At 45.6% G+C, this 21,015-nt stretch carries 22 protein-coding genes and 1 riboswitch; of the genes, 10 read left to right on the top strand and 12 right to left on the bottom strand.

Going from position 1 to position 21,015, the window contains the following annotated elements:
* Window positions 1-51: 51 nt before the first annotated feature.
* From ACUC6J_RS05695 to ACUC6J_RS05670, 6 genes are all read right to left on the bottom strand, one after another.
* Window positions 52-459 (bottom strand): phage tail tube protein, encoded by a 408-nt coding sequence (locus tag ACUC6J_RS05695; protein WP_016821317.1) that lies wholly within the window; start codon window positions 457-459, stop codon window positions 52-54.
* Window positions 460-581: 122 nt separating this feature from the next.
* Window positions 582-2,048: a phage tail sheath family protein gene (locus ACUC6J_RS05690; RefSeq protein WP_447249895.1), complete on the bottom strand. Its 1,467-nt coding sequence runs from the start codon at window positions 2,046-2,048 to the stop codon at window positions 582-584.
* Window positions 2,049-2,050: 2 nt separating this feature from the next.
* Entirely contained in the window at window positions 2,051-2,269 is a 219-nt protein-coding gene (locus ACUC6J_RS05685; RefSeq protein WP_016821321.1) for a hypothetical protein, read from the bottom strand.
* A gap of 10 nt (window positions 2,270-2,279) precedes the next feature.
* Window positions 2,280-3,248 (bottom strand): hypothetical protein, encoded by a 969-nt coding sequence (locus ACUC6J_RS05680; protein WP_447249894.1) that lies wholly within the window; start codon window positions 3,246-3,248, stop codon window positions 2,280-2,282.
* Between the two features lie 344 nt (window positions 3,249-3,592).
* A complete protein-coding gene (gene ant(6), locus ACUC6J_RS05675) occupies window positions 3,593-4,447 on the bottom strand; it encodes an aminoglycoside 6-adenylyltransferase (RefSeq protein WP_090888187.1) in 855 nt (284 codons plus the stop codon).
* A gap of 118 nt (window positions 4,448-4,565) precedes the next feature.
* On the bottom strand, window positions 4,566-5,042 hold the full coding sequence (locus tag ACUC6J_RS05670; RefSeq protein ID WP_017426408.1) for an ArpU family phage packaging/lysis transcriptional regulator: 477 nt from the start codon (window positions 5,040-5,042) through the stop codon (window positions 4,566-4,568).
* A gap of 275 nt (window positions 5,043-5,317) precedes the next feature.
* On the opposite strand from ACUC6J_RS05670, the gene ACUC6J_RS05665 reads away from it, so the two are divergent.
* The 4 genes from ACUC6J_RS05665 (at window position 5,318) to ACUC6J_RS05650 (ending at window position 9,246) form a co-directional block, all read left to right on the top strand.
* Complete coding sequence (locus ACUC6J_RS05665) at window positions 5,318-5,791, top strand: helix-turn-helix domain-containing protein (protein WP_013369769.1); 474 nt, start codon at window positions 5,318-5,320, stop codon at window positions 5,789-5,791.
* A gap of 11 nt (window positions 5,792-5,802) precedes the next feature.
* On the top strand, window positions 5,803-6,228 hold the full coding sequence (locus tag ACUC6J_RS05660; RefSeq protein ID WP_017426406.1) for an ImmA/IrrE family metallo-endopeptidase: 426 nt from the start codon (window positions 5,803-5,805) through the stop codon (window positions 6,226-6,228).
* Window positions 6,229-6,422: 194 nt separating this feature from the next.
* Entirely contained in the window at window positions 6,423-8,330 is a 1,908-nt protein-coding gene (locus ACUC6J_RS05655; protein WP_447249893.1) for a 5'-nucleotidase C-terminal domain-containing protein, read from the top strand.
* A gap of 244 nt (window positions 8,331-8,574) precedes the next feature.
* The gene (locus ACUC6J_RS05650) at window positions 8,575-9,246 is read left to right on the top strand and encodes a 3'-5' exonuclease (protein WP_016821326.1); all 672 of its coding nucleotides are present in this window, start codon (window positions 8,575-8,577) and stop codon (window positions 9,244-9,246) included.
* Window positions 9,247-9,287: 41 nt separating this feature from the next.
* On the opposite strand, the gene ACUC6J_RS05645 is transcribed toward ACUC6J_RS05650, so the two are convergent.
* The 3 genes from ACUC6J_RS05645 to ACUC6J_RS05635 all read right to left on the bottom strand — a co-directional run bounded on the left by ACUC6J_RS05645 (window position 9,288) and on the right by ACUC6J_RS05635 (window position 11,489).
* A complete protein-coding gene (locus tag ACUC6J_RS05645; protein WP_017426403.1) occupies window positions 9,288-10,271 on the bottom strand; it encodes a helix-turn-helix transcriptional regulator in 984 nt (327 codons plus the stop codon).
* A 71-nt stretch (window positions 10,272-10,342) separates the two neighbouring features.
* Complete coding sequence (locus ACUC6J_RS05640; RefSeq protein ID WP_016821328.1) at window positions 10,343-11,110, bottom strand: hypothetical protein; 768 nt, start codon at window positions 11,108-11,110, stop codon at window positions 10,343-10,345.
* Between the two features lie 223 nt (window positions 11,111-11,333).
* The gene (locus tag ACUC6J_RS05635) at window positions 11,334-11,489 is read right to left on the bottom strand and encodes a hypothetical protein (RefSeq protein ID WP_016821329.1); all 156 of its coding nucleotides are present in this window, start codon (window positions 11,487-11,489) and stop codon (window positions 11,334-11,336) included.
* A gap of 309 nt (window positions 11,490-11,798) precedes the next feature.
* Between ACUC6J_RS05635 and ACUC6J_RS05630 the strand changes: the two genes are divergently transcribed.
* From ACUC6J_RS05630 to queF, 6 genes are all read left to right on the top strand, one after another.
* Window positions 11,799-12,239 carry a hypothetical protein gene (locus tag ACUC6J_RS05630; protein ID WP_447249892.1) on the top strand — a complete coding sequence of 147 codons (441 nt, stop codon included), beginning with the start codon at window positions 11,799-11,801 and terminating at the stop codon, window positions 12,237-12,239.
* 25 nt (window positions 12,240-12,264) lie between these two features.
* Window positions 12,265-12,969: an AIM24 family protein gene (locus tag ACUC6J_RS05625; protein ID WP_447249891.1), complete on the top strand. Its 705-nt coding sequence runs from the start codon at window positions 12,265-12,267 to the stop codon at window positions 12,967-12,969.
* A gap of 85 nt (window positions 12,970-13,054) precedes the next feature.
* Window positions 13,055-13,098: riboswitch (PreQ1 riboswitch) on the top strand.
* 135 nt (window positions 13,099-13,233) lie between these two features.
* Entirely contained in the window at window positions 13,234-13,917 is a 684-nt protein-coding gene (queC, locus tag ACUC6J_RS05620; RefSeq protein ID WP_107734068.1) for a 7-cyano-7-deazaguanine synthase QueC, read from the top strand.
* Complete coding sequence (gene queD, locus ACUC6J_RS05615; RefSeq protein ID WP_447249890.1) at window positions 13,910-14,401, top strand: 6-carboxytetrahydropterin synthase QueD; 492 nt, start codon at window positions 13,910-13,912, stop codon at window positions 14,399-14,401. The genes queC and queD overlap by 8 nt, the downstream gene beginning before the upstream one ends.
* Window positions 14,394-15,257 (top strand): 7-carboxy-7-deazaguanine synthase QueE, encoded by an 864-nt coding sequence (queE, locus tag ACUC6J_RS05610; RefSeq protein ID WP_447249889.1) that lies wholly within the window; start codon window positions 14,394-14,396, stop codon window positions 15,255-15,257. The genes queD and queE overlap by 8 nt, the downstream gene beginning before the upstream one ends.
* Window positions 15,258-15,690: 433 nt before the next feature.
* Complete coding sequence (gene queF / locus ACUC6J_RS05605) at window positions 15,691-16,188, top strand: preQ(1) synthase (protein WP_017426398.1); 498 nt, start codon at window positions 15,691-15,693, stop codon at window positions 16,186-16,188.
* 134 nt (window positions 16,189-16,322) lie between these two features.
* Here queF and ACUC6J_RS05600 read toward each other — a convergent pair whose 3' ends face one another.
* From ACUC6J_RS05600 to bglX, 3 genes are all read right to left on the bottom strand, one after another.
* Window positions 16,323-17,156 carry a helix-turn-helix domain-containing protein gene (locus ACUC6J_RS05600; RefSeq protein WP_447249888.1) on the bottom strand — a complete coding sequence of 278 codons (834 nt, stop codon included), beginning with the start codon at window positions 17,154-17,156 and terminating at the stop codon, window positions 16,323-16,325.
* A 214-nt stretch (window positions 17,157-17,370) separates the two neighbouring features.
* The gene (locus ACUC6J_RS05595) at window positions 17,371-18,762 is read right to left on the bottom strand and encodes a glycoside hydrolase family 32 protein (protein WP_447249887.1); all 1,392 of its coding nucleotides are present in this window, start codon (window positions 18,760-18,762) and stop codon (window positions 17,371-17,373) included.
* Window positions 18,755-21,013: a beta-glucosidase BglX gene (gene bglX / locus ACUC6J_RS05590; RefSeq protein WP_447249886.1), complete on the bottom strand. Its 2,259-nt coding sequence runs from the start codon at window positions 21,011-21,013 to the stop codon at window positions 18,755-18,757. The genes ACUC6J_RS05595 and bglX overlap by 8 nt, the downstream gene beginning before the upstream one ends.
* Window positions 21,014-21,015: the final 2 nt, after the last annotated feature.

Raw genomic sequence — 21,015 nt, 5'->3', positions numbered from 1 at the left:
TCATTTGGGGAACGGGACACCTGACAGCATCCCAATTCCCCGTTAACCAATTTAGTTCGCTACAATCGGATCCAGCAGCTCATAGCCTTCGAAGGTGAAGGTCGTTTCTTCCTGTACTTCCTCGCCTGCTGTCCAGTTGGCTAGCTGGATTTTGTCAGCAGTGCAACGGATGAGACGAATACTTTCATGTCCAAAAGCTTCTGGATCATCCAGCTTCGTAATAATCTCAAAACGATTAAAACCACGACGAATCATATCGGACGTAACTTTGTAGCCACTCATCGTCCCCGTCCCTTTTTTGATGCCGCGCTTATGCACCTTCCACTCATTGCCCACGAGATTCAGCTCGCGTTTTTCCATTTCCACGCTGGCTTCCAGCTTATTGATATTCGTCTGCCACACCCCATCCACATGCGCCTGACCAAACGTACCTAAAATAACTCTTGAAGCATCCAACATTTCTTTTTCCTCCTCAAAATAATTCATAATATAGTTCGGGATTTCACAAAATCCTCGTTGTTAAAATGCTACTGCAATCCTACTGAGCGCCACCGAAATGCTTAGGCGCGTAAAATGCTTATTTATTGCACGTAAAATGTGCCGAACAGCTGCTCCATCACGTCGGTGAGCTTCACATTCCATTGCAGGAACACTTGATCCGGCTCCGGTTTGATGACTGGCGCATCACCGTAGTAAGCCGGATCGAGAATAACATCGTAGCCATCCGCCTCGATCACGTTGCTCAGCGACAGCTGTGCCAGGTATTCTTTGATCGCACCGATGAGTGCCAGACGACCTTCTACTGTGTTGTTGATTTTGCCAATGTAAGTCTCTTCGGCTGCACGCTGCAAGTCAGCGTTAATGGCATCCATGACACGGATGGAACGGATTTTCTTCCACGCATTGTTTTGTCCGGCAGACGGGTTCACCAAGCTGTTGATTCCACGCAGCGCTTTGACCTGACGGCCATCGAAGAACAGGAGGAACACCCCGTTACGGACAGCCTGTTCCTGCTCGGAACGTGTCCAGCGGCGAGTTACATCTTCAAAAGGCGTAACCGCATACGTTGCGGATTGGTTCAACCGTTGGCCTGCGATCAGTCCGGCTACATAGGCAGCCGTTTGGGCGGAGCTGTAGTCCGTACCTGCCAGACATACGCCTGTGCCCACGTTTACGATGCCTTCATGGTTCAGTGCCAAAGAACGTGCAGAAGCCAAGCTGACAGCCGTTTTGGACACATCATCTGCTGCAGAACCGCCGAATACAGCGATGACGCCTTTGCCTTCATTCCGGACACGTTTGATCCAGGCAGCAAAGCTTTGCAGCAATGCCAGATCGGCTGCATAATCCAGGGCCAGCACATTAAACTCCTGTCCTTCCAATGCTTCCTGCATGGCGATGTAATCGGCATTAACCAGCTTACTATTGCCGCTATTGCCACCTGTCAGATGTACGCCGCTGACATCCGCTGGAATGCCGCCTTCGCCGACAACCTCAGCTTTCACCCATACGTTTTCGCTGTTTTCGTTCAGCGCTTTGGCAATCGAAGCAGCCGTACCGTCGCTGCCTTTGTACGTACCCAGCAGTTTGGTTCCTTCATAGAGGCGCACCTCACGAGCTTGCTCGTCGCCCAAAGTTGGCTGTACCGTTACGGCAAAACCATTACCACGGCTACCTGTGTACAAAGCCTTCAAACGCAGCACGTCGGTTGGGGTCTCGCCACCACTTTTCAGCGTTACAGACGCCTCAGCAGCCGTGTCATCTGCCAAGCGATAAGCGAGCAGTTTTTTCGGACCGCCCAGCAAAGCCAGATACAACGTGGAATATGCTGTCGCACCATTCTCACTGTCGCCGGAGAAGATTTGGCTAATAGCCGTTTCGCTGCCCACCTCTACAAACTCACGTACAGGGCCCCAATTCGCCTTGACGGGTACAACGACCGTACCACGTGATCCACCTTGAATCGCTGAAGCTGCTGCTGCCTGAAAATTCATATACAAACCCGGTAATACCGGTTTATTCGTGTTTTCCCATGTTCCGCCTGCCATAATTAATCCACCTTCGCTTTCATAAATTGTTCGATTTTAGTGTGTGCTTCTGCTACCGTAAACAGCTTGTCCTGTGTGCCAAAAAAGGCGCCTGCCAGCACTTCTACTTTTACAGAAAACAATTGTTCTGCGTGTTCCTTTAGTTCCTCTAGCGTATAGCGTGGGCCACTTGCTTCCTGCCCGCTATGTAGCGGGGTCTTCTCATGGCTTTCCAAGGTCACTCGGACCACCTCATTTCAAAATAGGATGAATTTCCACTCTGCGAATCAATGCCGCTTCCTCAGCCGGACGCATACGCCGCTGTACCAGCGTCAGCCGAAGCTGACCGTCTAAAATGGCATCCGCCTGCAAATCGGCTGAGGCTTCAGCCGTAGACATATAACGGCCCTTGTCCTGCTCCAGAGGAAGCTGGATTTGAGCGGCAAAGCCTTCGACCAGCGCGGAAGCTGCGCGGTTCTCTTCGGTGGTGACCGGAGCAGTGATATGCCCGATGAACCGTTTGCGGAGCTCATACATGGAGGCTCCTGCCATCCGGGTTTCACAGCCGCTCAGCCGCCATAATACCGCGTGGCTTCCCGGCTGTGCGGGCCATGCGTCGGCGTATATCGACCATAATTCGCCCAGTTGCTTCTGCGTCCAGCCGACCAGTGCTGCCAGCCATTCTTCCGGCTGTGCTGCACCAGGTGCTGAAGCGGCCGATCCACCTTCTGTTTCAGGCACATACACGCCAAAACGCAGCGTTCTATAGGCCTTGCCCGTAACCGTGTCCAGCATTTCTGCATCCCGCACGCCCAAATAGTGCGCGGTAAAAGCAGACGTGTCCTCAACTTTACCTGTCACCGATGCTCGGTGCAGTCCGGCAATCAGGGTATTCGCCCATACATCGGCCTGCGCCAGCCCCGCTTGTCCTGCGTACAGCTTGATGCGGACAACCTGCCGGTAACCGGCCCAGGAAGACTTCCAGATTTCCTCGCCCAGCACCATAACCGCATACGGCTCCTCTGCCGTCTGCGACGGGGGTTGAACATCGTATACACGCCCTTGCAGCGCCGGAATAATGTCTATGAGCTTTTGCTTAAAGGCTTGTCTCATCCTGTGGCATGCCACCCTTGCGTATCCTGTGCTCGCATGCTGTGGCTGTTTAGCCAGGCTTTTTTCCACTTCCATGCTCTCAGCCGGCGTAGCCTTGTACTCATGCATTGCAGCATCCCTTGCTTAGGCAACACGACTCCTCCTTTCTATACATCGAATTCCCGGGAAGTGACAAAGACGATAACCGCATGAAAAAACCGGCCCTATTGGCCGGCTAACGTTTGACAGTGTGTGTCTTCGGTATGTCCTCTTGTCTTGATTCCCGATGATATAATCTTACACCCTTATAACGAATGCGTTGCCGGGGAAATGGACGATAAAAGTAGAGACTAGGGATGAAGTTAGGCGGTATTTTGCGAACATTTGTTCCTATATTAAAAATGCGTTTAATCTCATTGTTGATGTGCACACAAAAAAATAACCGCCCTTTAAAAAGGCGGTTATTACATCGTTCAATTCAATGAATTATAAATATTTGCAGTATACCTAGTGATGGCTTCATCGTAATCTGGATACTCATACTCCAAACTTCTGGCCACAGCCTTAGCGTATTTTCTAAACAATGCATAGCAAGTAAGTAAAGACTCCCACATTTCTCGATAGCCATTTTCAGAGTAACTGGATAGTAAACTTTCCCAATCTTCATTAGGAAGGTACTGATTTATAAATTTATAGTTTTTTCCTACGCTAAAGGCGTACCCTTGCTCTGAGCCAATCTTCCAAGCCATCATTCGCAGCAAATTAGGTCGTGCTATCTCGTGCAAATGGTCAATAGCAAACAGGATTTCTTTTCTCGCCAATCCTTTTACGATATAAGTTGAAACCATCCAAAACTCATTACAGCAATCATCAAATTCCTTTGCCGTAGGCTTTTTAATCCAATATTGATGGTCGTTTGCGATCACTTCCTCTTGGATCAGCACATCCTTGTCGAGCAGAACCTCAACTAAGCCATCGCTATTCGTAAAATAATCCTCTACCTCGTTTATAGGGATCAGTGTCAGATCTAATTTGTTTCCATCCTCAAAAAGAATGATATATGAAAACCAGTTACCTAGTTCTGATGGAAAAAGTTCCATATCCTCGGGTTTTTGCATCATAAGCCTATCCCCAAACACGTGGAGCCATTGATCACTTTCCTTGAAAGAATCCATATCTGTTACAAAGTAAGAAATATCATAATCTTGAAATGAATCAGGAGGAATATTGAAGTTTGTACGTGATCCTTCCATCGTGACCAATCGTATTCTTTTATCGTTCATAGCAAACTTTATAAGGATATTCATCATTTCTGGTTCACTTCTCAATACATCCGTCCTCCGTTCCTATTTTAATTGAGACCTATGCTTCTTATTCACCGTTGCGGTTCATACTCCTTGCTGTCTAGGTTAATAGAGCCACAGGTTGTGACCCCTATGCATTTACCTACCCCAGTCTGCGATCCGCACCCTTTTGCAAGTTTGCCAGATTCAGAACGCCTTGGTCTGCCAGCGCTAGCGCCATTTTGTAAAAAGCACGTGTGCGAAGCTTCGTATACGTATCTTTGCTGACTGGCGGGTCCAGCACATAATTGTAAACCTTGTAATCGAACACATCATCATCCTTTAAATAACGTTCACGGATCAGCAACTGTTCACGTTCATTCAAGCGGCTCACTACGGCATCCACCATTTGGCAATAGGCCAAGCGGGCGGCAGGAGCATCTACATTATATACAGCAGTCCGGGCCGTTGGGTCGCTTGTCACATTCGTGGGTCCGTTCGGGCGATCCGTATAGCCAGCAGTAATAAAACTTTCCCGATCCATAAAGGTTATTGTTTTATAAATCCGGTATTTCTCAAATACACCCTCCAATGCATTCTGCGTTTTGCGACGGTCTAATTCGGGTAAGTTATTTCTCATGAAAAGCAACACTCCTTATATTATGCCTTTTGACAATGATGTATTTTCAAATAAAAACGCACTTGTTTACATTTTGTTCCCCTTTTGTTCGTATCTTGAGTATAACATAACATTATTTAGGATAGGTATCCATCGTGAAAAAAAGCAATATAGCCCCAAAAACAGGATATTCGCTCTACTTTTCTATGCCTTTTGGCATATTACGTGCTTTTACTATTTGCCTAATGGTATAATAAAGCTAATTCTATGATTCTATTGCAGAAAGGAGCTCCATTGTGGAACAGCCAGCATTCGGAACTTACCTAAAACAGCAGCGTGAGCACAAGCAATTGAGCATCAACCAATTAGCAGATGCCGCAGGTATTAGTAATTCACAAATTTCCCGCATCGAAAATGGGCTGCGCGGAGTGCCCAAACCCTCCACCCTCCGCAAAATAGCGGACGCGCTCAGCGTATCTTATACCGAAATGATGAAGGCCGCCGGATATTGGGCGGACGATGATTCAATAGAGCAAAACCCACACGAACTTTATCGTTCTACTGTACCAGAATGGGCAAACTCCAAAGACCGCCGGGATTTTAAAAAAATGTTGGAGGAAGACGACGAATTAATGTTTGATGGCATTCCGCTGGATGAAAAAGACCGGCAACGAATCAAGGACGTACTGACAGGTCTGTTCTGGGAAGCCAAGCAAATGAACAAACATAAAAAGCCCGCCGATCCCGGTGCGAGCAAAGATCAGGGATAGTAGGTGATCGTATGAAGGAACTCATTCACCAACTTGTCCGAAAATACCGCACTAATTGCCCCTTCGATATTGCGAAAGCCCTAGGCATCCATATCCGATACTGCGATCTGGGCTCCACAACCAAAGGGTTGTATTATCACAAGCTGCGCAGAAGATTTATCGTCATTCACAATGGCCTTACACCAGAATGGGAACGGTTCGTCTGTGCGCATGAATTGGGACATGACCGACTGCATAAAGGTATTAGTCGCTTTTTTATGGAGGAGCATTCCTACTTTTCTCCAGGAAAATTTGAACAGCAGGCTAATCGCTTTGCCGTGCTTTTGCTGAGTGCAGGCAATCCGCCGCTGGCTGACGAAACATTGGATCACTATTTACCCCGAATCGGGCTGCCCAAAGAGACTGCCCTTTTTTTTGATCACAAAACAGAACAATAGTTCCTATTCTATGAGTTGCTGTCTATTACTGCCTCTACAATATAGGTAACTAGACGGTGGGTTTAACAACCGATATCTCAAAAAAATGTAGTGCTTTGATATAAAATAAGAGTTATTTTTACAATCATCTGATAAAATGTGGACGTAAGCGGTTTCTCTAATTCATTCATTTTATGGGAGGTTGAAGGAACAACATGAACTCATGGAAAAAACTCTCGTCGATCTTGACGACCGCCGCGCTTCTACTTGGTTGTCTCGGCACAGCAGCAGCGGACCCAGTTGCTAATGCGGGAACAGCAGGAACCGGAACAACACCGTCTCCAGTCAGCGGTAAACACATCACCATCCTACATACGAATGATACCCATGCCCACGTGGTCGCCAACGACAAGGAAATGGGCTTCGCCAAGCTGGCGGGCATTATCGATCAATATCGCGCTGCCAATCCCAATACATTACTGCTGGATGATGGGGACACCGTTCATGGAACGACCTTCGCTACTCTGGTCAATGGTGAGAGTATCGTAAAAGTAATCAACAAGCTGCGCTATGATGCAATGGTTCCGGGTAACCATGAGTTTAATTACGGCTGGAAGCATCTAGTTGAGCTGAGTAAGGAGATTCAGTTCCCTGTACTGAGCGCCAACATTAAGCAAACGGACGGAACTCGTTTGTTCCAACCGTATACTATTAAAGAAGTCGATGGCGTTAAAATCGGTATTATCGGCCTAACTACACCTGAAACGGCATATAAAACCAATCCTAAAAATGTGGAGGGCATTCAATTCACCGACCCTGCGGCTGAAGCCAAAGCGGTAGTAGACGAAATCCGCAGCAAAGTAGATGTCGTCGTTGCTCTGGGTCACCTGGGACAAGATGCATCCAGCAAAGACACCAGCCTCAAGGTCGTGAAAGAAGTGCCTGGTATTGATATTTTCATCGACGGACACAGCCATACCGTATTGGAAAAGGGCCTGGTCGGTGACAATGGCACGTTAATCGCTAGTGCAGGTGAATACACCAAGTATCTGGGTGTAGTGGATCTATGGGTAGACGGCGGCAAGGTTATCCAAAAGCAAGCCAAGCTGATCGATTCGACTCAAGCTGCTGACGTGCAGCCCAACGCTGACATTGCTGCATTAATCGCCTCCATTCAGAAGGAACAAGAACCTATTCTTAAAGAAGTTGTAGCACAAACCAGTGTAGATCTCGAAGGCGCACGCGAAAAGGTACGTGCGGGTGAAACCAATCTCGGCGACCTGCTCACCGATGCTATGCGTGACATTTCGGGAGCAGACGTGGCTTTAACGAACGGTGGTGGCATCCGGGCTTCCATCAAAGCAGGAACGGTTACCAAGGGAGACATCATTACCGTACTGCCCTTCGGCAACCAGATCGTTACCCTGAAAGTGAAAGGCTCTGACATTCAGGCCGCACTGGAAAATGGCACAGCCTCCTATCCAGAACCAAGCGGGAGCTTCCCTCAGGTATCCGGTATCTCGTTCAAAATAGACACCTCAGCAGCCAAAGGCAGCCGTGTTCACTCCATCCTGATCGGTGGAAAGGCCCTTGATCCTGAGGCAACATACACACTGGTCACCAATGATTTTACTGCCGTAGGTGGTGACCAATATACGATGTTCGCCAAATACCCGCAGGCCGGTATGTTCGGATCGCTGGATGAAGCGTTAATCCGCTATATGCAAAAAGTGGGCTCTGCTAGCCTGCAAGTACAGGCAGACGGCCGTATTCAAGAAGCCAAGGCAGACGGAAAAACTTCTGTCCCTGCCACACAAGCTGTGCCGTCTCCACCAACAACGACGCCAGCACCTCTGCAGGAGATACCGCAATCCAATTCTACATCGGCTGCGAAACCAGCTCCTGTGAAATCGGCACCTGCAAAATCTCAAACTAGCAAGCCACAGCAGGCATCGACTACTGCACAAGCTGCCAATAGCCATGTATATGTTGTGAAATCCGGGGATACTCTGTATGACATTTCTCGCAAACATGGTACTACCTGGCAACAGCTTCAGCATTTGAATAAGTTGAAGAATCCTCACCGCATTTATCCGGGTCAAAAGTTGGACCTCCCGGCCTAATTCAATAGCTAGCATAAACAGCATTCGGAATCCAAGTGGTTTCGGATGCTGCTATATGTCAGGATTTTTTAGATATGCGATAGTCCAAGCTCATTTGGACATCGCATATTTTTTTTGAAAGCAAGCCTTTTAACCGCTGACAAGTTGTGAACCGAGAGGTATGATGGAGAAGAGTTATTCGGGCAGAGAACATTTGTCCCGGTATCCATCGGGATCAGTTATGTGTGTGGAAGGAGTCCATTATATGCAATACATTATTTATGATCTTGAATTTACCGTTAGCCGTAACGCCAGATATTCCTCCGAAATTATTGATATCGGTGCCGTCAAAGTTATTCAGGGAGACGATGGCCTATTCGTTGCGGATACATTTCACAGTTTTGTGAGACCATCGAATCGACCTGTGATCTCTACAGATACCGTTCAATTCACGGGTATTACTCAACGAGACATTGATGCCGCTCCACTCTTTCCTGAAGCTGTGAAGCAATTTATTGCCTGGCTCGGTACAGATTCGCCCTATTATTTATGCGCATGGGGACCGGATGACCGTCAGAAGCTGGTATCCCATTGTCGTACCCATCATGTAGATCTCGGTTGGATTCATAATACAAATGATATACAGAAGCAAATTTCCCGTCTGTTTAGTTCCAATGGAAAGTATCGTCAGTTGAGCCTGTCTCAGGCGTTGGAATTGTGCAACATTGACTTTGACGGTCAACAGCATCGGGCACTGGATGATGCCGTGAACACCGCTCAGGTTTTCATGTACCATTTTGATCGTCTTACATTAGTTCATAATGCTGCCGACGATGAGGAAAGTCGCGGCTCAAAGCTCGTCTACTCCTCACCAGAAGAAGAACAGGAGCAGTACAGTCCCTTCGGCAATCTCGCCAACCTGTTTAAGGACCGTTAAGCAGATAGCTCCCCGGCCCGTTCCGGGGGATCTTCCCCCTGTTATTCTTGATTTCCTACCTTTTTATCGAAGTAAAACGCCCCCCAGGTTCGCAGCATTTCTTGCATACGTTTGCGGTACCGTAAAGGTTCCAGAATCTCGGCCTCAGCTCCATAGGATGTGAGCCAATCCAGAAATTCACGGTCATGATTGACCGTCACCTCAAACAACAAACTTCCATCTGGCAAATCCTTGAGAAGAGGCTTGATGAACAGCTCCTCTTCTTTGACCCGATATACAGAATCGGCAGAGAAACGTACGACAAACCGAATATTTTGATTTCCTTTGGTCACCGACCAGGTGCCTTTAAAAAACATTTCCATTTCAGATGTATTTTTTTGAAACGTATACGGCAAAATCCTCATATTCCGAAAACGGCTGATCCGAAAGGTTCTCATGGCGGATTGCTTATGACAAAAACCAAGCATATAGAATCGCCGATCTTGAGGAACCAAACAATAAGGATCTACTTGCACCAATGATACATCTTCATTTTGAGGCGAGCTGTATTCCGCTTCAATTGTCTGCTGCGTAAGACTCGCCAAAACAATCAGCCTGAGCAGATAGGGCTGGTTTTCCCGATCAAGTGTCGAGCCGAGCCGGATGATATTTTTCATTTCCTGCGCGAAGCTCGTCTGGTCCATCTTTTTTTTCTGACTAGAGGCCATCACTTTCTCATAAGCACTTTCAAAAGCTGGCGGTAGAAGAGGCTTTATCGTTTCCATCATCTCTCCCAGCTTGGTAAAAGCCTCTGCCTCTTCTTCTGTCCAATTCAGAGGATACAAAGCAAAATTGCTAATAAAAATGTACCCCTTGCCATGCCCCATATTCGTAATCGGAATATGCATAGCGCTTAGCGCCTCCATATCTCGGTATATGGTACGTTCTGATGTTTCACAACGTTCGGCAAGCTCTCTTGCCAATATTCCTGGATTTGCCTGAACAATAGTAATAATCCGCATTAAACGTATCAACCGATCAGTCAAGGAAGTCTCTCCTTTACAAAAAGATAGTAAATTAGACTCACTAATTTGCACAAATAAACTAGCACAATTACCTATCTCAACCTATTATTCTTCGTAAAACGAACATCTCCTAACGATATTTCCTTATTAAAAAAGACCTTAGAACTATACGCAGTAAACGATACAAAAGACCCACTCCATTTATTGCGTATGGATAGAAGTAACTCGGCTTCCTCAAGATAATCCATGTCTTCGCTTCTAGCTGCACATATAAGCAATTCATCTGCTTGTCTCGTAAGGATGAACGCCCCTCGCTCAGGCTCCCCTTTCTCATACATACGTAATGCCTTTTTTACAATTGGGGACGTCTCATTCAGCTTTATGTATTTTTCCACCTTCGGGTTGGATGGAATGCTCAGCAGACCAAGATGATGCGTGTAATGGATATAAAGCTGGTCTGTGCGGATCAGCGTTCGCTTTTCCTGCGATGGCTTGCGCCAGCTCCACTCGATCATTCCAATCGTATGTCTTCCGGACGCGTGAGCCGGTATAGAAAACGTTAAAATAGCTTGTCTATATTTTCCCCGTCGCACATCACCACAGTGAACCAGCATGCAATCTCCGTTTTCTGATTGTTTAAACCCGAGCCTCACCCCTTCAGCTTTTAATAGATTTACCCCGTTTTCTGGAATGAACTGAAGTTGAAGGTCACATCCCGCTGCCTTCGGTATTAGATTCCCTTTTCTTTTACGTATAGCCCCATAGCCCCATTCTATCAGTAGATTTACTTGTTTGGACCCATTCGCCGATATAGACTCTTTGTCCCATGTGTACGTTACATTGAGCATTGACTTCACCACTGGTAAATTCCCCCTAAAAGAACATGTAACTCTAAATTAACAGTGTTATCTGACACTATATTGTCAGGGAACATATGTTTGATTGTGAAAATTATACATGGTAATCTTTATGAAAGGGGACCTAATTCGGCAAATAACATTTTCATCCATTCTAATTACATAAATACGCAAAAATAGCCCGGCTTTTGCCGGGCTACATGATAGTCTGCTTCTATATTTAAAATTATGAAATCGTAGTTTCTGTTAAAGATACTTTCGTATTTGTGCAAATATCGGATATTGGAGCAAATGTAGTGCTATCCACGATAAGCTCCTTCGATAATGGCTTGCCATTTACAGTGATTTTTAAAATTGTATAGTTTTGTTCTCTCTCATTCATCTTTCAAGATCTCCTTCTATATCTATTTTAATATTTCTAGTTCATATATTTTGTTCAAGCCCTGATCAGGTGCGGATGGTTCTTGACTCGTTTGTTGGGAAAAATGCCGGAATGTTGCCGCTTCCTTGATATACCCGTTTTAGGTTACACTTAAACTAATAATCGAGTTTTTTTGATAATCTTTTCCCGTATTTGTCGTCTATATATTCTAAAAGCTGCATCCAAATCATTATATTGTACGTAACCATGTGATATGGGTAATGATCTGTAACATCTAACATCTTGGTTTCTCAAAAGGGGGAACATCACTTGGCACGAGCAACTTATCGCTTTGCTTTGTACCGCCGCATTGTCTGCGCTGCTATAGTGCTTTTGTTTATTTTTGGAGTAACCCGTGTACCCGAAGCTCATGCTGCTTATTGGGATGATGTATATCAAGGCTTTGAGCAGTTTTCACGTTTGCCAGGCGATGTATATCAACTCAAGGAAAGCTACCGCCAAACACAGGAAGACCTGGAAAAGGCCCGTACCAGCATCGAGACCTACCAGAAGCAAAACGCCCAACTGCTGGAGCAAAATCGCAAGCTGAACGACACCGTTACAGAACTAAAAAATCTTCAAACCCAGCGCGATCAGGCTTCACACCGAAATAAAATGCTCATCATCACGGCTGTCATTCTGCTGGCCGGTTATTTTATCGGTATCCGACTGTTACGTTACGGGATGCGTCGACGCTCGGGAAGATACTAACTGCCTGAAAGGATGAAGGGTCTGAATGGACATACAAGCAGGACAACACCATGATGAAAGTGTCGGTTCGGTCGTAACGCTCGACCTGGCTGAAGGGGAAAAGCTGCACGTTCTGCATCCGCAGCAAATCATCGCCTTTCGCGGACCCAGCTCAGGTCGCAGTGATAAGCTGATGAATATTAAAGGCATGTATCGCAAGCACAAACTGATTCAGGCCGATTTCACAGGCGCTTGCCGGCTAATTGCCGCACTTCCTCCTGGCTTTAGTCTGAAGATGATCAAGCTGGAAGGAAGCGACGATTTGCTATACGATTTCCGCAACCTGTTCTGGTACAGCTCCGGCATCCAAATGCGTACCAAGCTGCTAAGCATGAAAAACATGTTGTTTAGCCGTGATGTCATTAAAATGAAATTTGACGGTATCGGCCACATTGGCATTTTGACGCAGGGATTGGTATGTCAAGAACAGCTTCATCCGTCGGAGCCGATCTACGTCGATGCGAGCAGCGTCATTGCCTATCCCGAAAACGCCAAGCTGGAGTTAACCGTATATGGTAACCATTTGGCCAGCCAGCATATGAACTATCATTTTAAAATGACGGGGCACGGTACCGTACTATTTCATGCTGGTGAGCATCATCGGCGACTTCAGCAGGATATGAACGACGATGGCGTGATCAAACGATTTTTAAGGGAAGTCATTCCATTTGGTGGAGTGTTTATCAAATAGCCCTGCCATGCTATAATGGCAATGCTATCAATGAAGCTGTCTGTCCTTGTGGCAGCTGCTAATGAAGAAAATCCATGCATAACGCATGGGAGAGGTTCGCGAACTCCCTCTATAAAAAACTAACGATGCTTTGTCCTCCGCATTGAAAAATGAATTTGCGGGGCAAGGCCTGTTTTTTGTTGAAGCCGGTTCAAGAACTCTCCTTCTTCCACGTGACAAGACTCTGTGTCTTACACCATTCCAAGAAGATCGAGAGGTTTTTTTATGTTTACAAACGAAAAAGCAGTCGTCGTATTCAGCGGCGGCCAAGACAGTACAACCTGTTTATTTTGGGCAAAAAAACATTTTGCCGAAGTAGAAACTGTGACGTTCGATTACGGTCAGCGCCACAAGCAGGAAATTGAAGTTGCCGCCGGAATCGCCAGCGAGCTGGGTGTTACGCAAACGGTACTGGATATGAGCCTGCTCAACCAACTTGCCCCCAATGCCCTCACACGCACTGACATTGACATTACTCAAGAGGAAGGCGAACTGCCTAGCACCTTTGTAGACGGTCGTAATCTTTTGTTCCTGAGCTTTGCAGCAGTTCTCGCCAAGCAAAAAGGAGCGCGCCACATCATTACAGGCGTTTGCGAGACAGATTTCAGCGGCTATCCCGATTGCCGGGATTCCTTTATTAAATCGCTGAACGTCACACTGAACCTTTCGATGGACTATCCCTTTGTGATTCATACCCCGCTCATGTGGTTGAACAAGGCCGAAACCTGGCAAATGGCCGATGAGCTGAAAGCTTTTGAATTTGTAAGAACCCGTACACTAACGTGCTATAACGGCATCATTGGCGATGGCTGTGGCGAATGTCCTGCTTGCAATCTTCGTCGTGCTGGACTGGAGCAGTATCTTGCAGTTCGCGGCGCTTCGTCCCAAGGAGCTGAAGGCCATGCGTGAGCCAGGTACCTTTCGTATTGTCGACAAGCTCCAGCAGTTCGAGACAGACATTGAACGCTCTCAGTTGCGTTATCACCGCAAGCGTGTACTCGTAAGCAAACAATTTACGTTCGATGCAGCCCACCATTTGCACTGTTACGAAGGCAAATGCAAAAATCTGCACGGACATACTTATATCGTCGTATTTGGCATAAGCGGTATCCCGAGCGAAATAGGTCTAACGCTGGATTTTGGTGATATCAAAACGATCTGGAAAGAGCGAATTGAGCCTTTTCTGGACCACCGTTACTTGAATGAAACGCTCCCTCCAATGAATACAACGGCAGAAAACATGGTCGTCTGGATCTTTGAACAAATGGAGTCAGCCTTGACCTCGGATGCATACTGCAATCGTGTTGAAGGCGGACGTACCGAGTTTGTACGACTGTTCGAGACACCTACCAGCTACGCCGAATTCCGACGGGAGTGGATGTTCGATGAGTAATACTGTAACTACTCACCAACCTATGGCAACCCCCGACAAGGCTAAAGCAGCCCCTATTCCTGTGCTGGAGGTGTTTGGTCCCACCGTGCAGGGCGAAGGTATGGTCATTGGTCGTAAAACGATGTTTGTGCGTACCGCAGGCTGCGATTACCATTGCTCATGGTGCGACTCCGCCTTTACCTGGGACGGCAGCGCCAAGGATCAAATCCGTCGTCTCAGTGCCACTGATATTTGGCAGGAACTACAGTCCATCGGCGGCGAACGGTTCTCGCATGTGACCCTTTCCGGAGGCAATCCCGTCCTGCTGCCACAGCTCGGGACGCTGATTACCCTGTTACGCAGTCAAGGCATTGCTACAGCTGTCGAAACACAAGGCTCCCGTTGGCAGGAATGGCTGTACGATATTGATGAGGTGACCTTATCCCCGAAGCCGCCCAGCTCTGGCATGACGACCAACTGGGACGTGCTGGATGATACCGTGGTCCGTCTGACCAACCGGAAGATGGCTGGAGCGTCCAAGTCTACAACAAACGTCTCAGTTACAACGTGCTCCCAGGAATCAAATAATGAATCGGTCAGACTATATGCTGGAGCATGCAGCCTGAAGGTCGTCATCTTCGATGACACTGATCTTGCATATGCCCGCACCGTTCATGAGCGCTATCCACACGTACCGTTGTTCCTCCAGACGGGTAATCCAGATGTGAACACGGAGAACACCGGGCAGATCGCAGAGTCTCTTTTACATCGTTATGAATGGCTTATCGACCGTGTCATGGACGATTCCCGGCTCAATGATGTAAGAGTACTCCCGCAGCTCCACACCCTCGTATGGGGCAACAAACGCGGCGTATAACACGTATATACAATATATTCCATATGGTCTGTATGTGATACACAAGATACGCCAAATTCATCGTAGTACTTTTCAACATCTATAACTATAAATCAAGAGAAACCCTCGTCCGCGAGACGGGGTTTCTCAATAAAATAACGCTCCTTAAATATAAGGAGCGAAATTTCACTTCTGCCCAACCCACATGTAAACGGGTAGGGACTTTATGGTGTTGACGGCGGTCAGCAGCGGAGCGGAGGATTTGAAGCTGGAGAAGCGTTAGCGTTCGCCTTTGAAATGGGATTCTAACCTATAGATCTTTTATCAGAAAGAATCCCATTTCAACAGCGATCGGAAGCTCAAATCCTTCGCGAAGCGTCGCCTAACCGAACCTCCCCACCATAACTCCCTCTCTCTTTTACCACTAAACCAACTTTAAGGAGCCTCACTCAATATGACCGGAAGAAAACCTGAAGAAATGACCGACGTTACCCTACTTGGCAATCAAGGCACACAATACACATTTGCCTATGATCCCGCCATTCTCGAAAGCTTTGATAATAAACACCCGTACCGCGATTATTTTGTAAAATTCAATTGTCCAGAGTTCACCAGCCTTTGCCCGATTACAGGACAGCCTGATTTTGCGACCATCTACATCAGCTACATTCCTGATATTAAAATGGTTGAAAGCAAGTCCCTTAAGCTGTACCTATTCAGCTTCCGCAACCACGGTGATTTCCATGAAGACTGCGTCAATATCATCATGAATGACTTGATTAAGCTGATGGACCCTCGCTACATTGAAGTATGGGGCAAATTTACGCCACGCGGCGGTATCTCTATCGACCCGTACACCAACTACGGCAAGCCGGGAACGAAGTATGAGCAAATCGCAGAACACCGTATGATGAACCATGATATGTATCCAGAGACGGTGGATAATCGATAGGCTGATCCCCTCAACTCATTCGCTACAAATATAAATAAGGGGCTGTCCCAATAGTCATAAAATGACTCAAGGACAGCCCCTATGTTTCTAGTCTATCAAAATAATCCATAAAAAATTTGCGCTTGTGGCGTCGTTTACACACTCAGATCAAATTTTGATTTTTTATATTCATAAGGGGTCTTACCCATAACTTCCTTAAAAGCTTTTCTAAAAGACTTCTCGTTGGGAAAGCCTGCCTCGTAAGAAATTTCTGTAAGTGACTTATTCGTTGTTTCCAATAAATCAATCGCCTTTTCCAAACAAAGAATTTGCTTGTACTCCGTAAACGTCTGACCTGTATATTCATGAAACATTCTCGACAAATAGGCCTCCGAATAGCCACATATTCGAGCTGTTTTCGCTAGGCTAATATTTTCAGCGTAATGTTCTTTAATAAAGTCCATGATCGTCTTTATCTTTTGCTGCTTATCGCTAAATACCTCCGGCTGTAGATCTGCTGCCTGACTAAAATGATTAACAAGCAAATATTTAAGTTCAATAATTCGACTTTGCTCTAAAATATAGTCATATTTCCCTTTGGAAATATGCAGGTTATATATATCCAAAAATAACTCTCTTAATTTAGAAAGTATAGTATGTTCAACTTGTTGCTCTTGCGTGTTTAATTGGATGAATACTTGTTCATTGGCAAAAAAGGTAGCTGGAAATTGCAATACAACGACCTGGTTTTCCGTAATACTTTGGGTGGAGTGCGGTACATTGCTATTAATGAACAGTGCATCCTTTTCCATCAAAATGGTTATTTTTCCTTCATGCCACACCTTAAGACTTCCACTTGTACAGTAGATTAATTCCATATTACTGTGAAAATGCATAGGGATGACTCTTTCTGTATCTGTCGATTGAAACATAAAGAGGTTAATCATTTTTCTTCTGTCTATTTCAATATGTTCATATATTTTCTTCATACGACACCTCATCAACCAGCTATGAGTAATCAACAGTAATTATATTCAGTCATATACTCTAATACTCATACTATACCGATAGTAAAATGCCTACACAAGCTGAAATCTCTTCAGTCGACTAAGACAAAAAAAGGCAGTTCTTCTCGCAAACGGAGAAATGAACAGCCTTTTTTTGTCTGCTTGTAGCTCTCAGGTAAAAGATAAGAATAAAGTTTTAATGATTGATTATGGCATCACATTCCTGCAACTGATAAATCTCAATTTCTCCTTCATTGTCTCCTGCTTCAAGCACCACACTGCGTTGTTCCGTATCTTCCAGGAAATAACGCAGAGAAAATACTTCCTCGCCTTCGTTCACAAAGATCTCCAGACTTGAGCTTTCTATAAATATTTGCATGCCTGTAAGTTGACTGGCTAACGTTGCTTTTCTGTACTCTCTCTGGTTCGTCAACCAGTTGGTTCTCCATACGGTTAAACTGTTTTCTTCCGAATCATAGTCAATTTCCACCGCATTTCTGACTATCATTTTGAAGTTCTCTGTAAGCTTCGAAAAATGAACATTGCACTCCACCTGCAGGGAAGGCAGCAGCCAAACCCTATTTTTGTGAATGTTCTCCTTGGAATGTACACCGTCCATTCTTAGCAATTGTAATTCCGGCAATGGTTTCTGGTATAGCACACCGTTAGACAATACGATTTCTCTAGGAAGAGTCAGCGCATGAATCCAGCCTTCCTGAATGGTGGGAACAGCCCTCTCTGCTTCTTCATTCATGGCGCTCATCCATCCGAACATAATGGTTCTATCATTCACCTTGAATGATTGTGGCGCGTAGAAATCAAACCCCCGATCAAGCTCTTTAAAATGGGTAAGGTTTCCGTTGAATTTTCCTGTACTCGTTAATTTCCCAACAACATATCCCGATTGGTTAGGGTTTCTATAATATTCGCCTGCTTCTGGTAAGCCCTGAGGAGAGAACACAAAAATATCATTTTCCGCAAATTGAAGTAGATCAGGGCATTCCCACATATATCCGAATTCATGATCATGGTCCAAAAATGATCCTTGGCATTCCCAATCAGACAAATTTATAGATTTGTAGATAAGCGTATCTCCAGTCAAATCCTCTCTTTGAGCGCCAACGATCAGCCACCAGTTCCCGTTCCGATCTCTCCATACTTTCGGGTCTCGGACATGTCTGGTATAGCCTTGTGGATGTTCAAACAAAGGACCCATTTTCTCGAAATGCTCCCCATCTTCCGAAATGGCTACGCATTGATAGCTTTCTCGGACTCCATCATCCCTGATTACATTTCCTGTGTAAAACAGATACAGCTTTTCATCATGGACTATGGCGCCTCCGGAATAAATGCCGTCCTTGTCATACCATTCCGAAGGCTCCAGCGCTACACCCTTTCTTTGCCAATGCACCAGATCGCTCGAAACTACATGGCCCCAACATTTATTTTGATGTTCGGTTCCTTTGGGGTTCCACTGATAGAACACATGATATTGTTGATTGAAAAAGGCAAGTCCATTAGGATCGTTTAATAGCCCGTAAGGAGGAGTAATATGATATTTAAGATGATAAGCGTCGCTTTTATTCATGTTTATCCTCCGGTAACAAAGTAAAACTAAAGCTTAGCAAAATGTCCTGTGAGCTTGAACCGATATAAACCTCAAATTCACCTGGCTCACTCTTGTATTCCATTTCACGGCCATAAAATTTGAGCATGTCTTCATCAATTGAAAATTCCACAACTGTAGTCTCGCCGCTTTGTAAAAATATTTTTTTAAAGTCTTTTAATTCTTTCACTGGCCTTGCAACACTTGCAAATTTATCGCGAATATATAATTGAATCGTTTCTTTTCCATCATACGTTCCAGTGTTGGATACAGAAATACGGATATCCACTGACTCATTTGTTTTTATTTCCTTTTGACTGACGGCTAATAGACTGTATTCAAATGAGGTATAGGATAGGCCATAGCCAAACGGATACAAGGGTTCGTTCACTTCATCTATATATCGAGATGCAAAGCGGTAAGATCCATTTTCCTTTAATTTCGGTCTCCCTGTATTCAGCTCATTGTAGTAGACCGGAATCTGACCGACGCTATGTGGAAAGGTCATTGCTAGTTTCCCGGACGGATTTACTTTCCCATACAATATATTAGCCAGTGCTTCTCCGCCCATCGTTCCTGGATACCAGGCCTGAACTATAGCGTCAACCTTTTCAACAACATTGGTAAGGATCAAAGGTCTTCCACTATATACGATCAGAACGATCTTTTTGCCCAATAAGCTTAATTCATGAAGTAATCTCAATTGCGGCTCTGGCAGCGTCGGATTCGTTCGTGATCCACCTTCTCCGCTCTGATAAATACTTTCTCCCAAAGCAAGGACTATGACTTCTGCTTCATTTGCATGCCTAATGGCTTCTTGCAGTAGATCTTCCTCGGAGCTTGTTTCAACCGCCAGTTTGTCCGCATATTTATCGAAGGTTTCCCTTGCATCAAGAGGTAGCAGATAACTTCCTCTACATACCGAGAGATTGTCGGGGCCAACAAGCTGTAACAACCCCGTTTTCAAATTAATAGTGTCTGTCTGCTCTCCCTTGATCGCCCACATACCCAGGGTGGAATTTTCTTCTGCATAGGGACCCATTAAAGCTATCTTCGTTTCCTTTGACAATGGCAATACATTATTTTCATTTTTCAGCAGCACAACGGATTCTTCTGCCAAGGACAGTGCCGCTTGTTTATGTTCGTCTGACAGAATGCTGCTGGTTGAACGTTTAACGATTTCCTGTAATCCGCGGAACGGGTCCTCAAACAGCCCCAAATCATTTTTCAGCTGTAAGACACGGTATACAGCTTCATTCAGAAGCTCCAGCATATAGTCGTTACCAGATATTACATTCTTCAATTGATTAGCGTACACTGCCGTCTTCATATCCACATCCACACCCGCCAACAGTGCCAGCCTGGCGGCGGAAGTCTCATCTTCGGCATAACCATGCATGATTAACTCTTCAATAGCGGCGTAATCTGAGATCAATACACCGTCAAACTTCATTTCCTGTCTTAGTACGTCACGGTTAAGCCACTCGTTTCCAGTCGCAGGTATCCCATTCAACGTATTAAAAGCCGTCATGACAAGCTTGGCGCCCGCTTCTATTGCTGCTTGATATCCAGGTAAATAATATTCTCGCAATGCATGCTCCGATAGATCCACGGCATTGTATTCACGTCCCGCTACAGGTGCTCCATAAGCGGCAAAATGCTTGACACAAGCAGCAATTTTATTAGCTGGTACGGCTCCATCTTCCAAGTTGCTGCCCTGGATTCCCAGAACTACGCTTTGCGCATATTTCTGCGCCAGCAAGGTATCTTCTCCAGGTGATTCCATCACCCGCCCCCAGCGAGGATCTCTAACCATATCTACCATGGGGGAAAAGGTTACATGAATGCCTTCCTCGTAGCACTCCTGAGCAGCAATCGAAGCCGCATTCTCTATCCCCTCATAGTTCCAGCTACATGCTTGAGCGATCGGAATTGGGAAAATGGTTCGATAGCCATAGATAATATCCGCCATGAATAACAGTGGAATTTTATGAACCGATTTTTCCAAATAATCGGTTTGCAACCGGATTATTTTTTCCGGGTTGGTAATGTTTAATATGGAGCCCGTGTTATAAATATTATAGTCCGTGTTTAGCCCCAATTTTTTCAAAGGGCCCGTCACAACCGTATCCATGTCTCCTTCAAAAAAATCACCAGTCAGTTGGATGAGCTGGCCGATCTTCTCTTCTATTGAAAGACTATTCAATTTTTCAAGCAATGTTTTGTTGTCCATGA

This window comes from Paenibacillus sp. JJ1683, assembly GCF_053006485.1.
The sequence above is the reverse complement of the archived record's forward strand: the minus strand, read 5'-3'. Positions and strand labels throughout refer to the sequence as shown.